The organism is Chryseobacterium vietnamense (genome assembly GCF_031454475.1).
Lineage (GTDB): Bacteria > Bacteroidota > Bacteroidia > Flavobacteriales > Weeksellaceae > Chryseobacterium > Chryseobacterium vietnamense.
In genome coordinates this window covers 1,867,750-1,884,099 of record NZ_JAVDQX010000001.1, presented here as the reverse complement: position 1 = coordinate 1,884,099, position 16,350 = coordinate 1,867,750, and the positions used below count along the sequence as shown (strand labels likewise).

21 protein-coding genes are annotated in these 16,350 nt (G+C 37.7%); 18 read left to right on the top strand and 3 right to left on the bottom strand.

Annotated features, from left to right (window positions below; translation table 11 throughout):
* Window positions 1-4: 4 nt before the first annotated feature.
* From J2786_RS08495 to J2786_RS08485, 3 genes are all read right to left on the bottom strand, one after another.
* On the bottom strand, window positions 5-448 hold the full coding sequence (locus tag J2786_RS08495) for a hypothetical protein (protein WP_142016946.1): 444 nt from the start codon (window positions 446-448) through the stop codon (window positions 5-7).
* Window positions 445-1,428 carry a heme-binding domain-containing protein gene (locus tag J2786_RS08490; RefSeq protein WP_310024749.1) on the bottom strand — a complete coding sequence of 328 codons (984 nt, stop codon included), beginning with the start codon at window positions 1,426-1,428 and terminating at the stop codon, window positions 445-447. The genes J2786_RS08495 and J2786_RS08490 overlap by 4 nt, the downstream gene beginning before the upstream one ends.
* A 436-nt stretch (window positions 1,429-1,864) precedes the next feature.
* Window positions 1,865-4,084, bottom strand: a complete 2,220-nt coding sequence (locus J2786_RS08485; protein WP_310024747.1) for an NADP-dependent isocitrate dehydrogenase — start codon at window positions 4,082-4,084, stop codon at window positions 1,865-1,867.
* A gap of 360 nt (window positions 4,085-4,444) precedes the next feature.
* Between J2786_RS08485 and tpx the strand changes: the two genes are divergently transcribed.
* The 18 genes from tpx (at window position 4,445) to J2786_RS08395 (ending at window position 16,285) form a co-directional block, all read left to right on the top strand.
* The gene (tpx, locus tag J2786_RS08480; protein WP_310024744.1) at window positions 4,445-4,945 is read left to right on the top strand and encodes a thiol peroxidase; all 501 of its coding nucleotides are present in this window, start codon (window positions 4,445-4,447) and stop codon (window positions 4,943-4,945) included.
* An 83-nt stretch (window positions 4,946-5,028) separates the two neighbouring features.
* Window positions 5,029-5,604: a Crp/Fnr family transcriptional regulator gene (locus J2786_RS08475; RefSeq protein ID WP_310024742.1), complete on the top strand. Its 576-nt coding sequence runs from the start codon at window positions 5,029-5,031 to the stop codon at window positions 5,602-5,604.
* A gap of 66 nt (window positions 5,605-5,670) precedes the next feature.
* Window positions 5,671-6,360, top strand: a complete 690-nt coding sequence (locus J2786_RS08470) for an alpha/beta hydrolase (RefSeq protein ID WP_310024740.1) — start codon at window positions 5,671-5,673, stop codon at window positions 6,358-6,360.
* Window positions 6,361-6,446: 86 nt separating this feature from the next.
* The gene (locus tag J2786_RS08465) at window positions 6,447-6,794 is read left to right on the top strand and encodes a VOC family protein (RefSeq protein WP_047433550.1); all 348 of its coding nucleotides are present in this window, start codon (window positions 6,447-6,449) and stop codon (window positions 6,792-6,794) included.
* Window positions 6,795-6,899: 105 nt separating this feature from the next.
* Window positions 6,900-8,111 carry a DUF763 domain-containing protein gene (locus tag J2786_RS08460; protein ID WP_310024737.1) on the top strand — a complete coding sequence of 404 codons (1,212 nt, stop codon included), beginning with the start codon at window positions 6,900-6,902 and terminating at the stop codon, window positions 8,109-8,111.
* 270 nt (window positions 8,112-8,381) lie between these two features.
* The gene (locus J2786_RS08455) at window positions 8,382-8,972 is read left to right on the top strand and encodes a Crp/Fnr family transcriptional regulator (protein WP_052187084.1); all 591 of its coding nucleotides are present in this window, start codon (window positions 8,382-8,384) and stop codon (window positions 8,970-8,972) included.
* 77 nt (window positions 8,973-9,049) lie between these two features.
* Window positions 9,050-9,457, top strand: a complete 408-nt coding sequence (locus J2786_RS08450; RefSeq protein WP_047433548.1) for a VOC family protein — start codon at window positions 9,050-9,052, stop codon at window positions 9,455-9,457.
* Between the two features lie 94 nt (window positions 9,458-9,551).
* Window positions 9,552-9,962, top strand: coding sequence for a VOC family protein (locus tag J2786_RS08445; protein WP_047433547.1), 411 nt, complete (start codon window positions 9,552-9,554; stop codon window positions 9,960-9,962).
* Window positions 9,963-9,989: 27 nt separating this feature from the next.
* Window positions 9,990-10,451: a DinB family protein gene (locus J2786_RS08440; RefSeq protein ID WP_310024734.1), complete on the top strand. Its 462-nt coding sequence runs from the start codon at window positions 9,990-9,992 to the stop codon at window positions 10,449-10,451.
* A gap of 311 nt (window positions 10,452-10,762) precedes the next feature.
* A complete protein-coding gene (locus tag J2786_RS08435; protein ID WP_310024731.1) occupies window positions 10,763-11,263 on the top strand; it encodes a DinB family protein in 501 nt (166 codons plus the stop codon).
* 2 nt (window positions 11,264-11,265) lie between these two features.
* Window positions 11,266-12,042 carry an alpha/beta fold hydrolase gene (locus tag J2786_RS08430; RefSeq protein ID WP_047433544.1) on the top strand — a complete coding sequence of 259 codons (777 nt, stop codon included), beginning with the start codon at window positions 11,266-11,268 and terminating at the stop codon, window positions 12,040-12,042.
* Between the two features lie 89 nt (window positions 12,043-12,131).
* On the top strand, window positions 12,132-12,563 hold the full coding sequence (locus J2786_RS08425) for a VOC family protein (RefSeq protein WP_047433543.1): 432 nt from the start codon (window positions 12,132-12,134) through the stop codon (window positions 12,561-12,563).
* A gap of 78 nt (window positions 12,564-12,641) precedes the next feature.
* On the top strand, window positions 12,642-13,055 hold the full coding sequence (locus tag J2786_RS08420) for an SRPBCC family protein (RefSeq protein ID WP_047433542.1): 414 nt from the start codon (window positions 12,642-12,644) through the stop codon (window positions 13,053-13,055).
* 35 nt (window positions 13,056-13,090) lie between these two features.
* Window positions 13,091-13,330 (top strand): helix-hairpin-helix domain-containing protein, encoded by a 240-nt coding sequence (locus tag J2786_RS08415; RefSeq protein ID WP_226798657.1) that lies wholly within the window; start codon window positions 13,091-13,093, stop codon window positions 13,328-13,330.
* Window positions 13,331-13,471: 141 nt separating this feature from the next.
* Window positions 13,472-14,338, top strand: coding sequence for a VOC family protein (locus J2786_RS08410; protein ID WP_047433541.1), 867 nt, complete (start codon window positions 13,472-13,474; stop codon window positions 14,336-14,338).
* Between the two features lie 47 nt (window positions 14,339-14,385).
* Window positions 14,386-15,219, top strand: a complete 834-nt coding sequence (locus tag J2786_RS08405; protein WP_047433540.1) for an SDR family oxidoreductase — start codon at window positions 14,386-14,388, stop codon at window positions 15,217-15,219.
* Window positions 15,220-15,313: 94 nt separating this feature from the next.
* Window positions 15,314-15,742 (top strand): SRPBCC family protein, encoded by a 429-nt coding sequence (locus J2786_RS08400; protein WP_047433539.1) that lies wholly within the window; start codon window positions 15,314-15,316, stop codon window positions 15,740-15,742.
* 84 nt (window positions 15,743-15,826) lie between these two features.
* A complete protein-coding gene (locus J2786_RS08395; protein ID WP_047433538.1) occupies window positions 15,827-16,285 on the top strand; it encodes an SRPBCC family protein in 459 nt (152 codons plus the stop codon).
* Window positions 16,286-16,350: the final 65 nt, after the last annotated feature.

The following is a 16,350-nucleotide window of genomic DNA, read 5'->3' as shown; positions in this document are numbered from 1 at the left end:
TTTATTATGGCCTGCTTACAGGGCGATAACTCATGAAATACTGTATTCTTTCCTGGTTATCTGAGAGCCTAGTCTTGGGTTGATCATTTTTAAGATCATAAGAAACGTTTCCATCATTGTCAGCCTGAACCGTTTCTATACTTACTAGTTCTCCGGTGATAGTTCCGCCAATATATTGAGGATTATCATGGTATTTCCAGGTTACCAGTTTCATAACAGAGCCGGCTTCCGGTGTCTGGTTTTCCTTTGATAAAGATTCCAGCGCTTTTTCGTTTCCATATAAAGCGGACATTGTTTCTTCCTTAGGATTTAAAGAATTGGAAATGAATTTCAGAGGGCCTGGGTTAAAAACAACCCTTGAAAGACCATCATTTGTAACATTATTTTCTTTGCTGCAAGCGGTAAGAGAAATCAGGCTTACCATTAAGATCAGAATGATATTTTTCATTTTTTCTGTAAATTTTGAATTAATCTTTGAGTATTTACTTTCATCGGAACATCAAACAGATATCCTGTTTTTTCAGCGAGTTGTCTGTGGCACGCAATACAGGATTCTTTGGCGAAAGATGCCGTTTTTCCTGTTGGATGAAGATCATCCCCGGAGAATTTTGCGAACCCCCAGCCTTCAGTATCCTTATATTGTCTGGAATCTTTTACCATAAACTGAGCATTGATAAATTTTCCTGGTCTGATTTCTCCGTTGGGAAGTTCTTCCTGTTTCCATACAGATTTTACTACCATACTTCCGTCCGGCCATGGATGAAAGTTCTCTGTTTCCACAGCTTTTACCGCAATATCATTTCCATAAATTACGCGGATTGAGTTATCAAAAAGAGTACTCATGCTGATAACCTTCCAGTTTTTAAAATCATCAGTGTATCGGATTCCATTAGGAGAAACCGGAAATTTTGTTAATGGCTGAACTGGTAAATTGGATGAGACTTGAGGGGGCTCACTCTTTTTTTGAGCAGATGCGCTTGCTGAGGATAATGAAAGAGTATATTTTCTAATCGTTTCAATATCTTTTGGTGTAATCTTAGCCGAAGGATGCAGAAGAGTGTACTCATGGAGAGGCATTTTACCACTTTGCATCATATTAAGAATAGCATACATCTTTCCCTGATGCTCAGCGGGAGATAACTTTTCCCATTCTGAGAAGTTCAGGACTTCCCTGGCTCTTTTGATATCTTTATTCACAGCCCATGAAACAGGAGCAAGTTTATCATACCAGCTTAAATTCTGCTGATTGGAATGACAGCTGAAACATGAGTTTTCAAGAATACTGATCACTTCCCTTGGGGCTTCAATCTTTCCTGTAACCGGTTTTCCTTCCAAAGGTTTACTGAATAACTGCAGTCCACCGAAGATTACTAGTATAGCCAGAAAGACAATGGCAATGGGATTTCTTTTTTTCTTTACGGTATCCATAATGAGTATTGTTTTATTTTTCTGGATCAAAAGTAGGCGGGTAGTACATGCTGTGAAACAGAAAACAGACCGAGCTGGACAAATCAAAAGGTGAATCCCGAATTTTAAACCCCAAAACTCCCGTTTTAATAGAATATGAACCTACAGAATACTGCCGAACCTTTGGAAATATCATCCAGGAAATGATCAACTGGGACAGAGAACATAGAAGAGTGATTGTAGAGGATAGGTAGGTGAGGGGTAGCAGGTAACAGATGAGAGGTAGCAGTGATCAGGTAGCAGCGACCTTTATCAATAAGTATGTGCTCATTATTCCCCTCCCTTGGAGGGGTGTCAAAAATTCAAAGAATTTTTGACGGGGTGGTTTACTACGCAGATTATATCCACAAAAAAAGCCCCTTAAAAAAGGAGCTTTCATTTATATCAAAACGAAAAATTAGATTCCGTCAATGATTTCATTTAAAACAGTGCTAGGTCTCATTGCTGCATATGTTTTATACGTATCAGTTTTGTAGTATCCTTCAATGTTCTGAGGTTTACCCTGAGCACCAATTAATTCTGCATTGATTACTTCTTCATTTTCCTGCATAGCCTGAGCTACAGGAGCAAACTGAGCAGCCAGTTCAGCATCAGCAGTCTGGTTAGCTAGTGCTTCAGCCCAGTACATTGCTAAATAGAAGTGAGAACCTCTGTTATCGATCTGTCCTACTTTTCTTGCAGGAGATTTATCTGTAGCTAAGAATTTAGCGTTAGCTTCATCCAATGCATCAGCTAAAACCTGAGATTTTGTGTTCCCCTGAGTTTGTGCCAGGTGCTCTAAAGAAGCCTGAAGTGCTAAGAATTCACCTAGAGAATCCCATCTTAAATATCCTTCTTCTAAGAACTGCTCAACGTGTTTAGGAGCAGAACCTCCGGCACCTGTTTCAAATAAACCACCACCGTTCATCAATGGAACAATAGAAAGCATTTTTGCAGAAGTACCAAGCTCAAGGATTGGGAAAAGGTCTGTTAAATAATCTCTCAATACGTTTCCGGAAACAGAGATCGTGTCTTTACCTTCTCTGGCTCTCTTCAACGTTTCAGTCATAGCATCTTTTACATCAAGAATTCTGATGTCAAGACCTGTTGTATCATGATCAGCAAGATATTTCTCTACTTTTTTGATGATTTCTCTGTCGTGAGCTCTTCCTTTGTCTAACCAGAAGATGGCAGGAGTATCAGATAATCTTGATCTGTTTACCGCTAATTTTACCCAGTCCTGGATAGGAGCATCTTTAGTCTGACACATTCTGAAGATATCATCTTTTTCTACTTTTTGAGAAAGAAGAACATTTCCAGCTTCGTCCTGAACTTCTACAGTTCCGTCAGTAGTTAATTGGAAAGTTTTATCATGAGAACCATATTCTTCAGCTTTTTGAGCCATTAAACCTACGTTTGGAACAGATCCCATAGTGGTAGGGTCTAATTTTCCATGTGCTTTCATATCGTCAATGACAGACTGATAGAAACCTGCATAAGAACGGTCCGGAATGATACAAACCGTATCTTCTTCGTTTCCGTCTTTGTTCCACATTTTACCTCCTCCTCTTACAAGAGCAGCCATAGATGCGTCAACAATGATATCAGAAGGTACGTGGAAGTTGGTAATTCCTTTGTCAGAGTTTACCATTGCCACTCTAGGTCCGTTTGCCAACGCAGCTTCGATATCAGCTTTGATGTCAGCTTCCTGAGCATTTCCTTTGATTTTTTCAAAAAGATCAGCAAGACCGTTATTTGGATTGATATCTAAAGACTTGAAAGTCTCAGCATACTTTGTAAATACTTCTTTGAAGAAAGTCTCAACGATAGCCCCGAAAATAATTGGGTCAGAGATTTTCATCATCGTCGCTTTAAGGTGAGCAGAAAGAAGTACATTTCTGTTCTTAGCCTCCTCAATAGCTTCCTGAACAAATGCTCTTAATGCATTTAAGTTCATTACAGAAGAATCAATTACTTCACCAGCCTGAAGACCTGCGAAGTCTTTTAACACAGACTCAGAACCGTCATTACCTTTGAATACGATTCTGTATTTTGTAGCGTTTTCTAATGTTGTAGAAGTTTCTGTACCGTAGAAATCACCATTGTTCATGTGAGCTACGTCAGTTTTGCTGTCAGATGCCCAGTTACCCATTCTGTGAGGGTTTGCTTTTGCATAGTTTTTAACAGCTTTCGGAGCACGTCTGTCAGAGTTTCCTTCTCTTAATACCGGGTTTACAGCACTTCCTAATACTTTAGCATATTTAGCTTTAATTGCTTTTTCTTCGTCATTTTTAGGCTCTGCAGGATAGTTTGGAACTGCGAAACCTTTACCTTGTAATTCAGCAATCGCTGCATCCAATTGCGGTACAGAAGCAGAAATGTTAGGTAACTTAATGATGTTCGCATCAGGTTGCGTTGCCAATTCTCCTAGTTCTGCCAAAGCATCACCAATTTTCTGGTCGTCTTTTAAAAACTCAGGGAAGTTGGCTAAAATTCTTCCTGCCAAAGAAATATCCGGAACTGCGATTTCGATATCTGCTGATTTTGTGAAAGCTTTTACAATAGGTAAAAACGAGTGAGTAGCCAGCATTGGAGCTTCATCAGTAAGTGTGTAATAGATTTTTGATTTTTCTGACATTATACTGTAATTTTTTATTTGAAATTTTAAGTCCCACAAATTTAGTAAATATCATTGTTTTATTTAAGATATTTCCATAAAAAAAAGAGGCTTTTGTATCTTTAATTTTATATCGGTCTAATTGTATTGCTTCATGATGTGTTATTATTAATTCTAAAAAAAAATGTACCATTTCACTGATTGAACTTTGGCAGTCCGAAGTCTTGTTTTTTCAGGCTGCAACTACAGGGAAAATTTTGTTTGAAAAACTGATTATCAGTAAGATGGTTTTTATTTTCACTTTAAGATTAATTTAACCATAATAAGACCGGGAAAATTTTCTTTTTTGATTACATTTGAAAAAATAAAAAAATAAATATTATGTCCACGACCATCACTTTAAAAGGAAACGAAGTACACACAATAGGAGCATTACCATCTGTAGGAACTACTGTAAAAGATTTTGCACTGGTGGATTCAGGGTTGAATGTGAAAACACTTCAAAATTTTGACGGAAAGAAAAAAGTATTCAATATCTTCCCAAGTATTGATACTCCAACTTGTGCCGCATCTTCCAGAAAATTCAATGAAGAAGCTTCAAAACTTGACAATACGGTTATCATCAATGTTTCTAAAGACCTTCCCTTTGCATTAGGAAGATTCTGTGCTGCTGAAGGATTGAATAATGTGGAAACACTTTCAGATTTCAGAAGCAGCTTCGGAGATGATTATGAAGTGACCATTGCAGATTCTCCTTTGAAAGGATTATTGAGCCGTGCCGTTATCGTTACAGACGAAAACAACAAAGTAGTATATACCGAGCAGGTTCCGGAAATTGCCGATGAACCTAATTACGATGCCGCTCTTGCAGCATTGAAATAATAAAATAATTTTTATAGAAAAGCCTTGTGAATAAAATTTTGCAAGGCTTTTTTTGAATATAAAACCCAATCAAATCACACCAAATGATGTCAAATAATTACAAGAAATACGGAGAACTTTTTCAGGTAGACTCAGAACACTTCGAAGAATTTTATGCGCTCCTTCATGATACAAAGCTTTTAAAATCTGATTTTTGTCTCAAACAGGGAGAGAAATGCAAATATCTTGGTTTTATTAAAAAAGGTACCATCAGAAGTTTCTACATCAATGATCAGGGACGCGAAATCAATTTCGGATTCTATTTTGAAAATGAATTTTTCACCGATTACGAAAGTATACTTTGTGATACTGTTTCCAATATGAACATCCAGGCGCTGGAAAACTGCGAAATTCTGCTGTTGAGTAAGGAGCATTTACAGAATTTATATAAAAAAGAAGCCTACTGGCAGCAATTCGGAAGAGTGATGAGCGAAAAGATTTATCTGGATGCTAAAAAACGGATTGATGATCTGCTGTGCTTTTCCCCTGAAAACAGATATCTCAATCTTGTCAAAAAGCAGCCTGCTCTCTTTCAGAAAATAGCCCAGAAACATATTGCCAGTTATTTGGGAGTAACAGAACAATCACTGAGCAGGATAAGAAGCCGGATTGTTAATTAACTTAAGTTAACGTCCACTCATGTTCTAACCCGTAGCTTTACCATATCAAATTTTAACACAATCATTATGGAACAAAAAGATTTAACCATTATTTTAGTACACGGAGCATGGGGAGACGGATCACACTGGCAATACATTATCCCTTCACTGACAAAAGCGGGCTATAAAGTAAGAAGTGTCCAGAACCCACTCACTTCGCTGCAGGATGACATTAACAAGACCAAAGACCTTATCGATGCTCAGGAAGGAAAAGTACTTTTAGTAGGACATTCTTATGGAGGAGCTGTTATTTCGGGAGCTGGACATCATGATAAAGTTGCAGGGCTGGTTTATATTGCTGCTTTTGCACCTGATGCCGGAGACAGTCTGGGATCCCTGTTGGGAAGAAGAGAATCACCGGGGGGAGCAAGTATTTATCCGGACAACAAAGGTTTTTTATGGATTAAATATGATGAATTCAAATCTGCTTTCTGTCAGGATCTGGATGATGAAAAAGCACTGGTAATGTCATTATCACAAAAACCTATTCACGGTCAGTGTTTTGGAGATGTAGCGGGTGAACCGGCATGGAAAACACGTCCAAGTTGGTACCAGATCTCCCTGCAGGACCGTATGATTCCTGCGGAAACAGAAAAAGAAATGGCAGAGCGTCTTGAACCAAAGAAAATAATTTCGTTGGATGCAGGACATGCTTCACTGGCCTCACATCCTGAAGAAGTTACTCAGCTGATTTTAGAAGCTGCTGCTTCCGTTTAATAGAAGATACAATACAATAATTAGCTAAGCCTTGTGAAATTTTACGTAATTTCACAAGGCTTTTTTAATGAAAAAATACTTCAGAAATGGTAAAAAGAATCGTAGCTAATATTAAAACAGATGATCTTTCAAAAGCCAATCTGTTTTATCAGGATATTTTGGAACTGGATGTTTTGATGGATCATGGATGGATTAAAACGTTGGGTAACGATGAAGAAGCAAAAGTTCAGATCAGTTTTGCCGAGCAGGGAGGAAACGATACAGAAGTTCCGGATCTTTCCATTGAAGTAGATAATGTAGATGAAATTTATGAGAAAATGAAAAATGCAGGCTTTGAAATCAACTACGAGCTCACCAATGAAGAATGGGGAGTCCGCAGATTTTTTGTTAAAGATCCATTTCAAAAGCTGATCAATATACTGTCTCACCAATAAAATAATTTCACAGGGCCACATCTTTTACCGTAATGGGTCATTATTAATGATCCGGATCATTAAAAATAAAGGGGAATAAACCTACCTTTACATTTTAAAAATATAATGAAACGTTCAGGAACAGCAGATTTACCCCTTCACTATGGCAAAGTACCGCCATGGCTGTATGAACGTATGTCTATGCTGGGACTTTCTATTATTGAAGTCATTCTCATGGATTATGGTAAGGATGAGGTGTTGCGCCGTCTGGCAGACCCGTTCTGGTTTCAGAGTTTTGGAGCGGTGATGGGAATGGACTGGCATTCTTCAGGAATTACCACTTCCGTGATGGGTGCTTTGAAACGTTCCATTAACCCTAATTCTCAGTCTCTCGGACTTTATATCTGTGGTGGAAAAGGAAGGTTTTCCAGGGAAACTCCATCAGAATTAATAAAAATAGCTGATAAAACAGGTCTCAACGGAACAGATCTGGTAAGAGCTAGTAAACTTTCTGCAAAAGTAGATAATACAGCCATTCAGGACGGTTATCAGTTGTACCTGCACAATTTCGTTCTTTCAGATAATGGAAACTGGAGTGTTATTCAGCAGGGAATGCATGAGTCTGATGGAACAGCAAGGCGGTATCACTGGCATTCCGAAAATATAAAATCCTTTGTAGAACAGCCTCATACGGGGATCAACGGAATTTCAAGAGGAAAGATACTTAACCTTACCGATGCTGAAGCTTCAGGGAACAGAAAGGGGATTCTAGATATTTCCCATACCGATTCCGCAGAAGTAATGAAGGATTTTGCAACATTGATTCTTCCTGCCCACCATGATGTGCAGGCTTCTGATGTAGATCTGAAGCGTTTGGGAGCACTTCTGTATGTTACCAGAGAGCAGCAACCTCAGAATTTTGAAGACTTGCTGATGCTGGAAGGAGTAGGACCACGAACCATGCAGTCATTGGCTTTGGTAAGTGAAGTGATTCACGGAGCGCCATCGAGATTTGCCGATCCGGCAAGGTTTTCCTTTGCTCATGGAGGTAAAGATGGACATCCTTTCCCTGTCCCTGTCAATACGTATGATGAAAGTATCAACATCATCAGAAAAGGGATTGAGAAATCTAAGCTAGGAAATTCTGATAAGCTGAATTCTTTAAACAAGCTTCACCAGATCGTTGCCAATGCCGAAAAAGATTTTACTCCGGATTTTGATATTCAGCAGGTGATTGAAGAAGAAAGACAAAATTCCTGGCGTTTTGGCGGAAAGACCGTATTTGGTGATGCCCAGAAACCCACTACTCCCAAATCAATACAACTTTCCCTGTTTTAAAAATATTTCCTGTAAAAAGCTTACAATTACTATATCGGCAGATAGTCATTCCCATCCTCCGGAGGGGTGGCAAAAATTCAAAGAATTTTTGACGGGTGGTTAGAGATAGTATGTTTCAAATAACTGTTTAAAAACAATCTGCTTTAGAAATACCTTTTATTTCAATGTGGTGTGCGGTTTTTTGTAAAATCATTCCATTCTTTGTTTAATGTTTTTTGCTCTTAATTCAATTAAAAATTTTATTTTTAAAGACTTAAAAAATTGACACCAATGACCAATCAAGCTTTAGAAATCTGCTATGATTTCCCTTTCTTTTTTCCCGAAGAGCTTGCTGAGATATTTCAGGCTCATGAGAAAACATCTTTCCAGAAAGGTGATTTCATCCTTGAAGAAGGAAAAACAGCCAATGAATATTATATTCTTGAAAGCGGATTGGCGCGTTCCTATGTTAATGATTTCAACGGAAATGAAGTAACCACTCACTTTTTCGTAGAAAATGAAGTCATTATTGAGGTTTTGTCAATGTTTCAGCGGGTTCCGTCTCAGGAAAATATCGTTTGTATTACAGATTGTGAATGCTGGAGGATGGATTATGATACGTTTCAGGAATTATTCCATAAAATTCCAAACCTTAGAGAATGGGGAAGATCATGGATGTCTCAGGAACTTTTTGCCTATAAACAGAGATCTGTAGAAATGTTCACCCTCTCAGCAACCAGAAGATATCTTAATCTGCTGGAGCAGAAAGCTAAAGTCATACAATTTGCACCTTTGAAACAGATTGCTTCCTATCTGGGAGTTACAGACACTTCTTTGAGCCGTATCCGTAAGGAAATTGTCTCACATCCTAAGAAAATTTAAATCTTGCCCTATGACAAGTAGATTTTCATTACACCTCGGTAATTTTGGATTACAGATTAACACTAAAATTACGAAAAATGAAAGTCAACCAAATTTATGTCAACCTTCCGGTAAAAGATGTACAGAAAACCAAAGAATTCTGGACTAAGGTAGGTTTCTCTATTAACGAACAGTTTTCAGACGAGAAAGCAACATGCGTTGTTTTGAATGATACCATTTATGTGATGTTTTTGCAGGAAGATTATTTTATGACCTTCACCAATAAACCTGTTGCCAAAGAAAATACCAGTCAGGTTCTTGTGGCCGTGGGATTAAACAGTCGTGAAGAAGTAGACAAAATAGTAAATACTGCCGTAGAGAACGGAGCATGGCAGCATGAAGAACCTCAGGATTATGGATGGATGTACCAGAATTCTTTCTGGGATCTGGATGGGCATGGCTGGAATATCACTTTTGCCGATATGTCTCAAATGCCGACAGAATAATTTAAACCAAATAAATGAAATCTTGTCCTATGGCAAGCAAATTCTTACCATATCCTGGTAATTTTGGATAACAATCACCACTAAAATTTACAAAATGAACATTACAGATATTTACGTCAATTTACCCGTAAAAGACGTTCAAAAAACCAGAGAATTCTGGACAAAGCTTGGCTTTTCTATTAATGAACAGTTTTCAGATGATAAGGCAATATGTGTAGTAATGAAAGAAAATCATATCTATACCATGTTTCTCAAAGAAGAGTTCTTTCAGACCTTTACCAACAGGCCTTTTGCCAAAGGCGATACAACACAGGTGCTTCTCGCTATCGGGGTAAACAGCCGGGATGAAGTAGATGGCATGGTAAAAACCGCTATCGAAAACGGAGGTTCGAAATACAGTGAACCTGTAGATTACGGATGGATGTATCAAAGCAGTTTTGCAGATATCAACGGCCATCAGTGGGAAGTAATGCATGGAGATGTCTCTCAGATCCCTGCTGAATAGTTTGCTCATATCATAAATACACATCAAATGGAGACACAATCAAACGATATAGAAATCATAAAAAATCAGGTAACCAGTAACTATTATGTGATTACTTTGAATATTGATGGTATCACCCACGAAGAATCTATGATTTTTCCTAATGGTGAAGCCAATTGTATGAACTGGATTCTGGGACATTTAATCTACATCAGAAATCCTTTACTGAATATTTTAGGAGAAGAATCTGTGTGGGACAGCGAAAAGTTTTCCTTCTATAACAGAGGAGAAATTCCTTTGGACCGCAAAGACGAACTGGTGAATTCTGAAGATTTAAAATCTTACCTGAAACAATCTCAGGATAAGCTGGAAGCAAAACTCGGTCATCTTGAAAATTTTCAACCTGAAATGGTTAAAGATATATCAACCCTCAGCCTTCATGAAATCTATCACAGCGGACAGCTGGGCTATCTCCGAAGAATTTTAGGGAAACCGGGTGCTATAAAATAACATTGTATTTTTAGAGTTCTAACCTTGTCAGAAATGAGAAAAAGAGACCAAGCAAAATAATACATGCGAGCATCTGCAAAATTTCCAAGATCTGCGGGATCATCTTAAATTTAGATTCCTTGCTTTGCTCGGAATGACAAGTACAACGCTGAAATATTAGTATTACCTTTTTAGATGAGTACAATTTTACCGAAGATAAAATCCTCGCACCTTAAAAACGTATAGCTTGTAAAATACTTAGCGACTTTGCGTTTTTTCAACATTCTAACTTCTAATCTCTAATTAAAATGGACACACCAAAATCAAAAAAAATGGAGCTCGTCATTCCGGCTTACAGAATGCATTCCCAAAGCTTTATGAATGTTTTAGACGGCATTTCGGAAGAAGATGCCTTGAAAAGAATTGAAAATAAAACCAATCATATTGTGTGGATGGCAGGAAACTTTGTCAATATGCGTTATGGTTTAGGTTCAGTACTTGGACTTCAGGGAGAAGATCCGTATAATGATTTGTTTTTCCAGGGAAAAGCACTGGATGAAAGTTTTAAATATCCCACTTTAGCTCAACTAAAAGAAAATTTTCATGCCACTTCAGCTAAAGTATTTCAAAAGCTTCATGAAGTAACAGATGAGGAGCTGGATGAAATATTTGAAATAGGAATGAATATTCCATTCATTAAAGAAACAAAACTCAATTTTGTCGGAATGTGTATTGGTCGTGAAGATTATTTGTGCGGTCAGATAGGCTTAATGCGAAGAATTTTAGACTATCCGGGTATGAAGTATGATGTAGACGAAAACCTTAAGTATTAACAATGAATCCAATAGAAAAAGGTTATAAAAAAGTCAACGGAATCCAATTATACTATGAAATCTATGGATCTGGAAAGCCTCTGGTTTTAATCCATGGTGGTGGCTCTTCCATTCTCTATGATTTTAAAGAGGTTATCGCAAGACTGAAAGATAAATTTCAGTTGATAGGAATAGATTTACAGAATCATGGCAGAAGTGAACACCGCGATATTCCTGAAACATTTGAACAGGATGCTGATGATGTAGCCGGAATTTTAGCAGAACTCAATATCATGAAAGCTGCATTCTGGGGATTCAGTAATGGAGGAAGTACCGTCATGCAGATTGCCCATCGTCATCCTGAGATTGTTGAAAAATTGATCGTTGCCTCAGCTTTTTATAAAAGAAGCGGAATGATAGACGGTTTTTTTGAAGGAATGCAGGAAGCCACTTTTGAATCAATACCAGAGCCTTTCAAAATCAATTTCTTAAATCTTAATCCGGATTTTTCAAAACTGGAAAACCTTTTTGAGAAAGACTGCAAAAGAATGCAGACGTTTGAAGACTGGAGTGATGAGGTACTGGCATCTATCAAATCACCCACATTATTTATCAGTGGAGATCAGGATGTGATGAAACCGGAACATACTGCGGCAATGTGGAGGTTGGTAAACGGTTCACGGTTAATGATCCTTCCAGCTACCCATGGCACTTATATGATGCCGGACTTTGATGGAAGTTTGGATACCAACCTAATAGACTTTACCATCAGAGAAGTAGAAAAATTTTTAAACCATTAAGTGTTTTTTATTCATAATAAATTAATTAATCCTTAATGGATCAACAGTAGAAACAATATCTTATAATAATAACTTTAAAATTAAAAATCATGGCTAAATTAAATCCATACCTAAATTTTGATGGAACAGCTGAAGAAGCGTTCAATTTTTACAAAACGGTTTTTGGTGGTGAATTCGTTGGAGGAATTCATAAAATGGGAAATGCTCCCGGAACAGAAAACCTTTCAGAAGAAGAAAAAAACAGAGTAATGCATATTGCTTTGCCTGTGGGAGGCGATCTTTTAATGGCATCCGATATTGTACCGGGATTCGGGCAGACTCTTACCGTAGGAAATAATAATTATGTATCTATTTTTCCTGATTCAAAAAGTGAAGCTGACAGGATCTTTAAAGAACTTTCTGATGGCGGAAATATAGAAATGCCCATTGAAGATCAGTTCTGGGGAGACTACTTCGGATGTTTTCAGGATAAGTATGGTGTTCATTGGATGGTGAACTATAATGAACAATTTGCAAAATAATCTTATATTTAACTAATGATAATAAAGAGATGCTCATTTTTGGGCAGCTCTTTATTTAACTTTAAAAAATGTAGAACTATGGATCCAATTAAAATCGATATTACAATTTTAGCACCAGTGGAAAAGGTTTGGAATTATTTCAATGAACCTAAACATATTACGAAATGGAATTTCGCCCATGAAAGCTGGCAGTGTCCTAGTTCTGAAAATAACCTTACGGTAGGGGGCAAATTCAAAAACAGAATGGAAGCGAAAGACAAAAGTTTCGGATTCGATTTTGAAGGAGTATATGATGAGATTATTCCTCATGAGGTCATTAAGTATCACCTGGAGGACGGACGGAAAGTAGAAGTGGTATTCGATAAAATAGATGAGAATACAACAAAAGTGATAGAAATTTTCGATCCGGAAAAACAAAATTCTGTGGAAATGCAAAGGGATGGCTGGTATGCTATTCTGAACAACTTCCATAAGTATGTTGAGAATCATTAACAATATTTTTTGTAGCCATGATCAATCTAGTTATCATGTCAAAGAGTTTAAATTCCATGTATGCTTTTAATTATGACTCTGAAGCAGCATTCCTTCACGGAGTTATTGCAATACCAGCGAGAAGAGCCTTAGAAAAAGAAAAAATAAATTCTTTGGAAAAACTTTCAGACTATTCCGAAAAAGAAATCATGCAGCTGCATGGTTTTGGTAAAAATGCGATGATGAAACTGAAGAATTACATGAAAGAAAATCAGGTTTGCTTTAAAGAAGCATAATACATATACAACTGGAATTATGCAATGTCATTACAGTAAAAACGTAATTGTATCGTTTTAGGTAAAGGCATTAGATCTGTTTTGCTCCTGTATAGAGAATTAAAAGTATAAATACATCACTCCCTGTTAAAATTTAAAATTATGAATAACGATATTTTCCCATGTCTCTGGTATGATGGAGACGCCAGGCAGTCTGCAGAATTTTATTGTAAAGTTTTTGGAGGCGAAATCACAGCAGATACTCCTGTTGTAATGAACATTGATTTGTTTGGACAAAGGATTATGCTTCTGAATGGAGGCCCGCAGTTCAAAAAAAATGCTTCCATTTCTTTTATGGTCATCTGCGAAACAGAAGATGAAGTTCAGAAATACTGGGATCAGCTACTGGAGGGCGGAATGGCTTTAATGGAACTTGGATCTTACTCATGGAGCCCGAAATACGGATGGGTTCAGGATAAATACGGCGTAACATGGCAGTTGTTTCTGGGTGAAAAAGCAAGTGAGCAAAAAATAATTCCTACTTTGATGTTTATTCATGCAAACAACGGAAAAGCAAAAGAAGCAATGGAACTTTACACTAAAACGTTCCCTAACTCAAGCATAGGAAACATATTGACCTATGGAGCAGGAAGTGAAGGGCATGACACTCCGGAACCGGCAGAAAATGTTCAGCATGCTCATTTTACGATCGATAATTACAGCTTATTCTGTATGGATAACTCCTACGACCACCCGTTTGATTTCAATGAAGGAATATCATTGGTTGTGATGACAGACAACCAGGAACAGACAGACAGGTACTGGAATACCTTTACAGCAGATGGAGGAAGAGAAAGTATGTGCGGCTGGCTGAAAGATAAATATGGATTAAGCTGGCAGATTGTTCCTAAGAGACTCATCCAGTTAATGAACGATTCTGATCAGGAGAAAGCCTATAAAGTAGTTCAGGCGATGATGAAAATGCAGAAAATTATCATCCAGGATTTGGAGGATGCTTATAATTCTTAAATATTTTCGGCGTATTGTTTGATGTGATTTAGAGAAAAGATTTGCCTATGAAGACGCAGAACAAATCACAATCTAAGTCGAAAGTCCCTAAAGAAGGGCTGTTTCCGGAGATTATCCGGAACGATTATCAGGGAAGCCGGAAGCTGAAAGGCAAAAAAGCAGTTATTTCCGGAGGAGACAGCGGCATAGGACAGGCTGTAGCTGTTCATTTTGCCAGAGAAGGAGCAGATGTTGCCATTATCTATAAAGAAAGTGACAACGATGCTAAAGAAACCAAAAAACTGATTGAAAAAGAAGGGCAGAAGTGTCTCCTGATCAAAGGAGATCTTACCCGGAAAGCATTCAGGATCCGATGTGCAGACAAGATTAAAAAAGAGTGGAAGAAACTTGATATTCTTGTGAATAATGCAGGAATTCATACTTCCAAAAGTAGTCTGGAAAAAATTTCTGATGAACAGATTCAGGAAACGTTTGATACCAATATCATTTCCATGATTTCATTCACCAGAAATTTTCTTCCGATGATTACCAAAGGAGGGCGTATTATCTGTACAACTTCTGTTACGGCTTACCGTGGAAGCGATCACCTGATAGATTATGCGGCAACGAAAGGTGCTGTTTTGTCTTTTATACGGTCTTTGGCAGATAACCTCGCAGAAAAAGAAATTCTGGTGAACGGAATTGCCCCCGGACCTATATGGACTCCGCTGGTGAAAGAAGCTTTTGATGATCTCGCTACATTTGGAAAAGATACTCCGCTGAAACGGGCGGGACAGCCTTCTGAAGTAGCACCAGCCTATGTTTTTCTTGCTTCAAAAGATGCAAGTTACATCACAGGAGAAATTATTCATATCAACGGCGGTGATTTTGTCGGAGGATAGATGAGAAGTTAAAAGTTAAAAGTTAAAAGTGTTACAGCATAACCCTCCAACCCAATTACTTATAGTCAATTACCCACCACTTAATACTTTAAATATGGAAAAATTATCATACGAAATAGAAATCAATGCTGAACCTGAAAAAGTATGGAGTGTCCTTTGGAGCGATATTACCTACAGACAATGGACTACAGCATTTACAGACGGTTCTTTTTACGAAGGAACGCTGGAAGAAAATAATATTGTTAAATTCCTTGATCCTAAAAACAACGGGATGTACAGCAGAGTAATAAAAGTGATTCCCAACGAAGAAATAACATTTCTGCATCTGGGTGAAATTTATGAAGGTATTGAAGTGCCTCAGGATTGGGGAGAAGCTACAGAAGCTTATTTTCTTGAGGAAAACGAAGAAGGAACTCTGCTGAGAACAGAAGTTCATACTCCGGCAGAATTCAAAGAATTCTTTGAAGAGAAATTTCCAAAAGCAATGACAATTGTTAAGCACCTTTCAGAAAATCAACTGTAAATAATTCAGTTAGAACTAAAGAAAAAATTATTGAGCTTTGAGATTGATTCGCTTAGCTCGCAATGACCACTAAAAATAAAACAAATGGAAACCTTATCATACGAAACAGTAATAGATGCTCCTATGCAGAAAGTATGGGACATCCTTTGGAATCCTGAAACGTACAGCGAATGGACAAAGTATTTCGGGCCAGGATCTGTCATGAAATCCGACTGGAAAGTAGGTGGGAAAACCTATTTCCTTAATGCACAGGGAGAAGGAATGGTCTCCACCATAGACAGCCTGGACGAACCTAATCAGATTGTTTTCAAACACCTGGGAATGGTAGATAAAGAAGGTAATGAAGATACCCAGAGCAAAGAAGTCATGGAATGGAACGGAAGTTATGAAAAATACTTTCTGATAGACTTTGACGGAAAAACGAAACTTCATGCCGAAGTTCAGGTAGACAAACAATGGCAGGATCATATGAATACAGGCTTTACAAAAGGACTGATGGTGGTAAAAAGCCTTGCCGAGGGAGTTAGCCTTGGCTCAGTATGATGAAGTTCAAAGTTTAATGTTTAATGTTTAATGTTTAATGTTTAGAGTTGGTATCTTACCCTGAA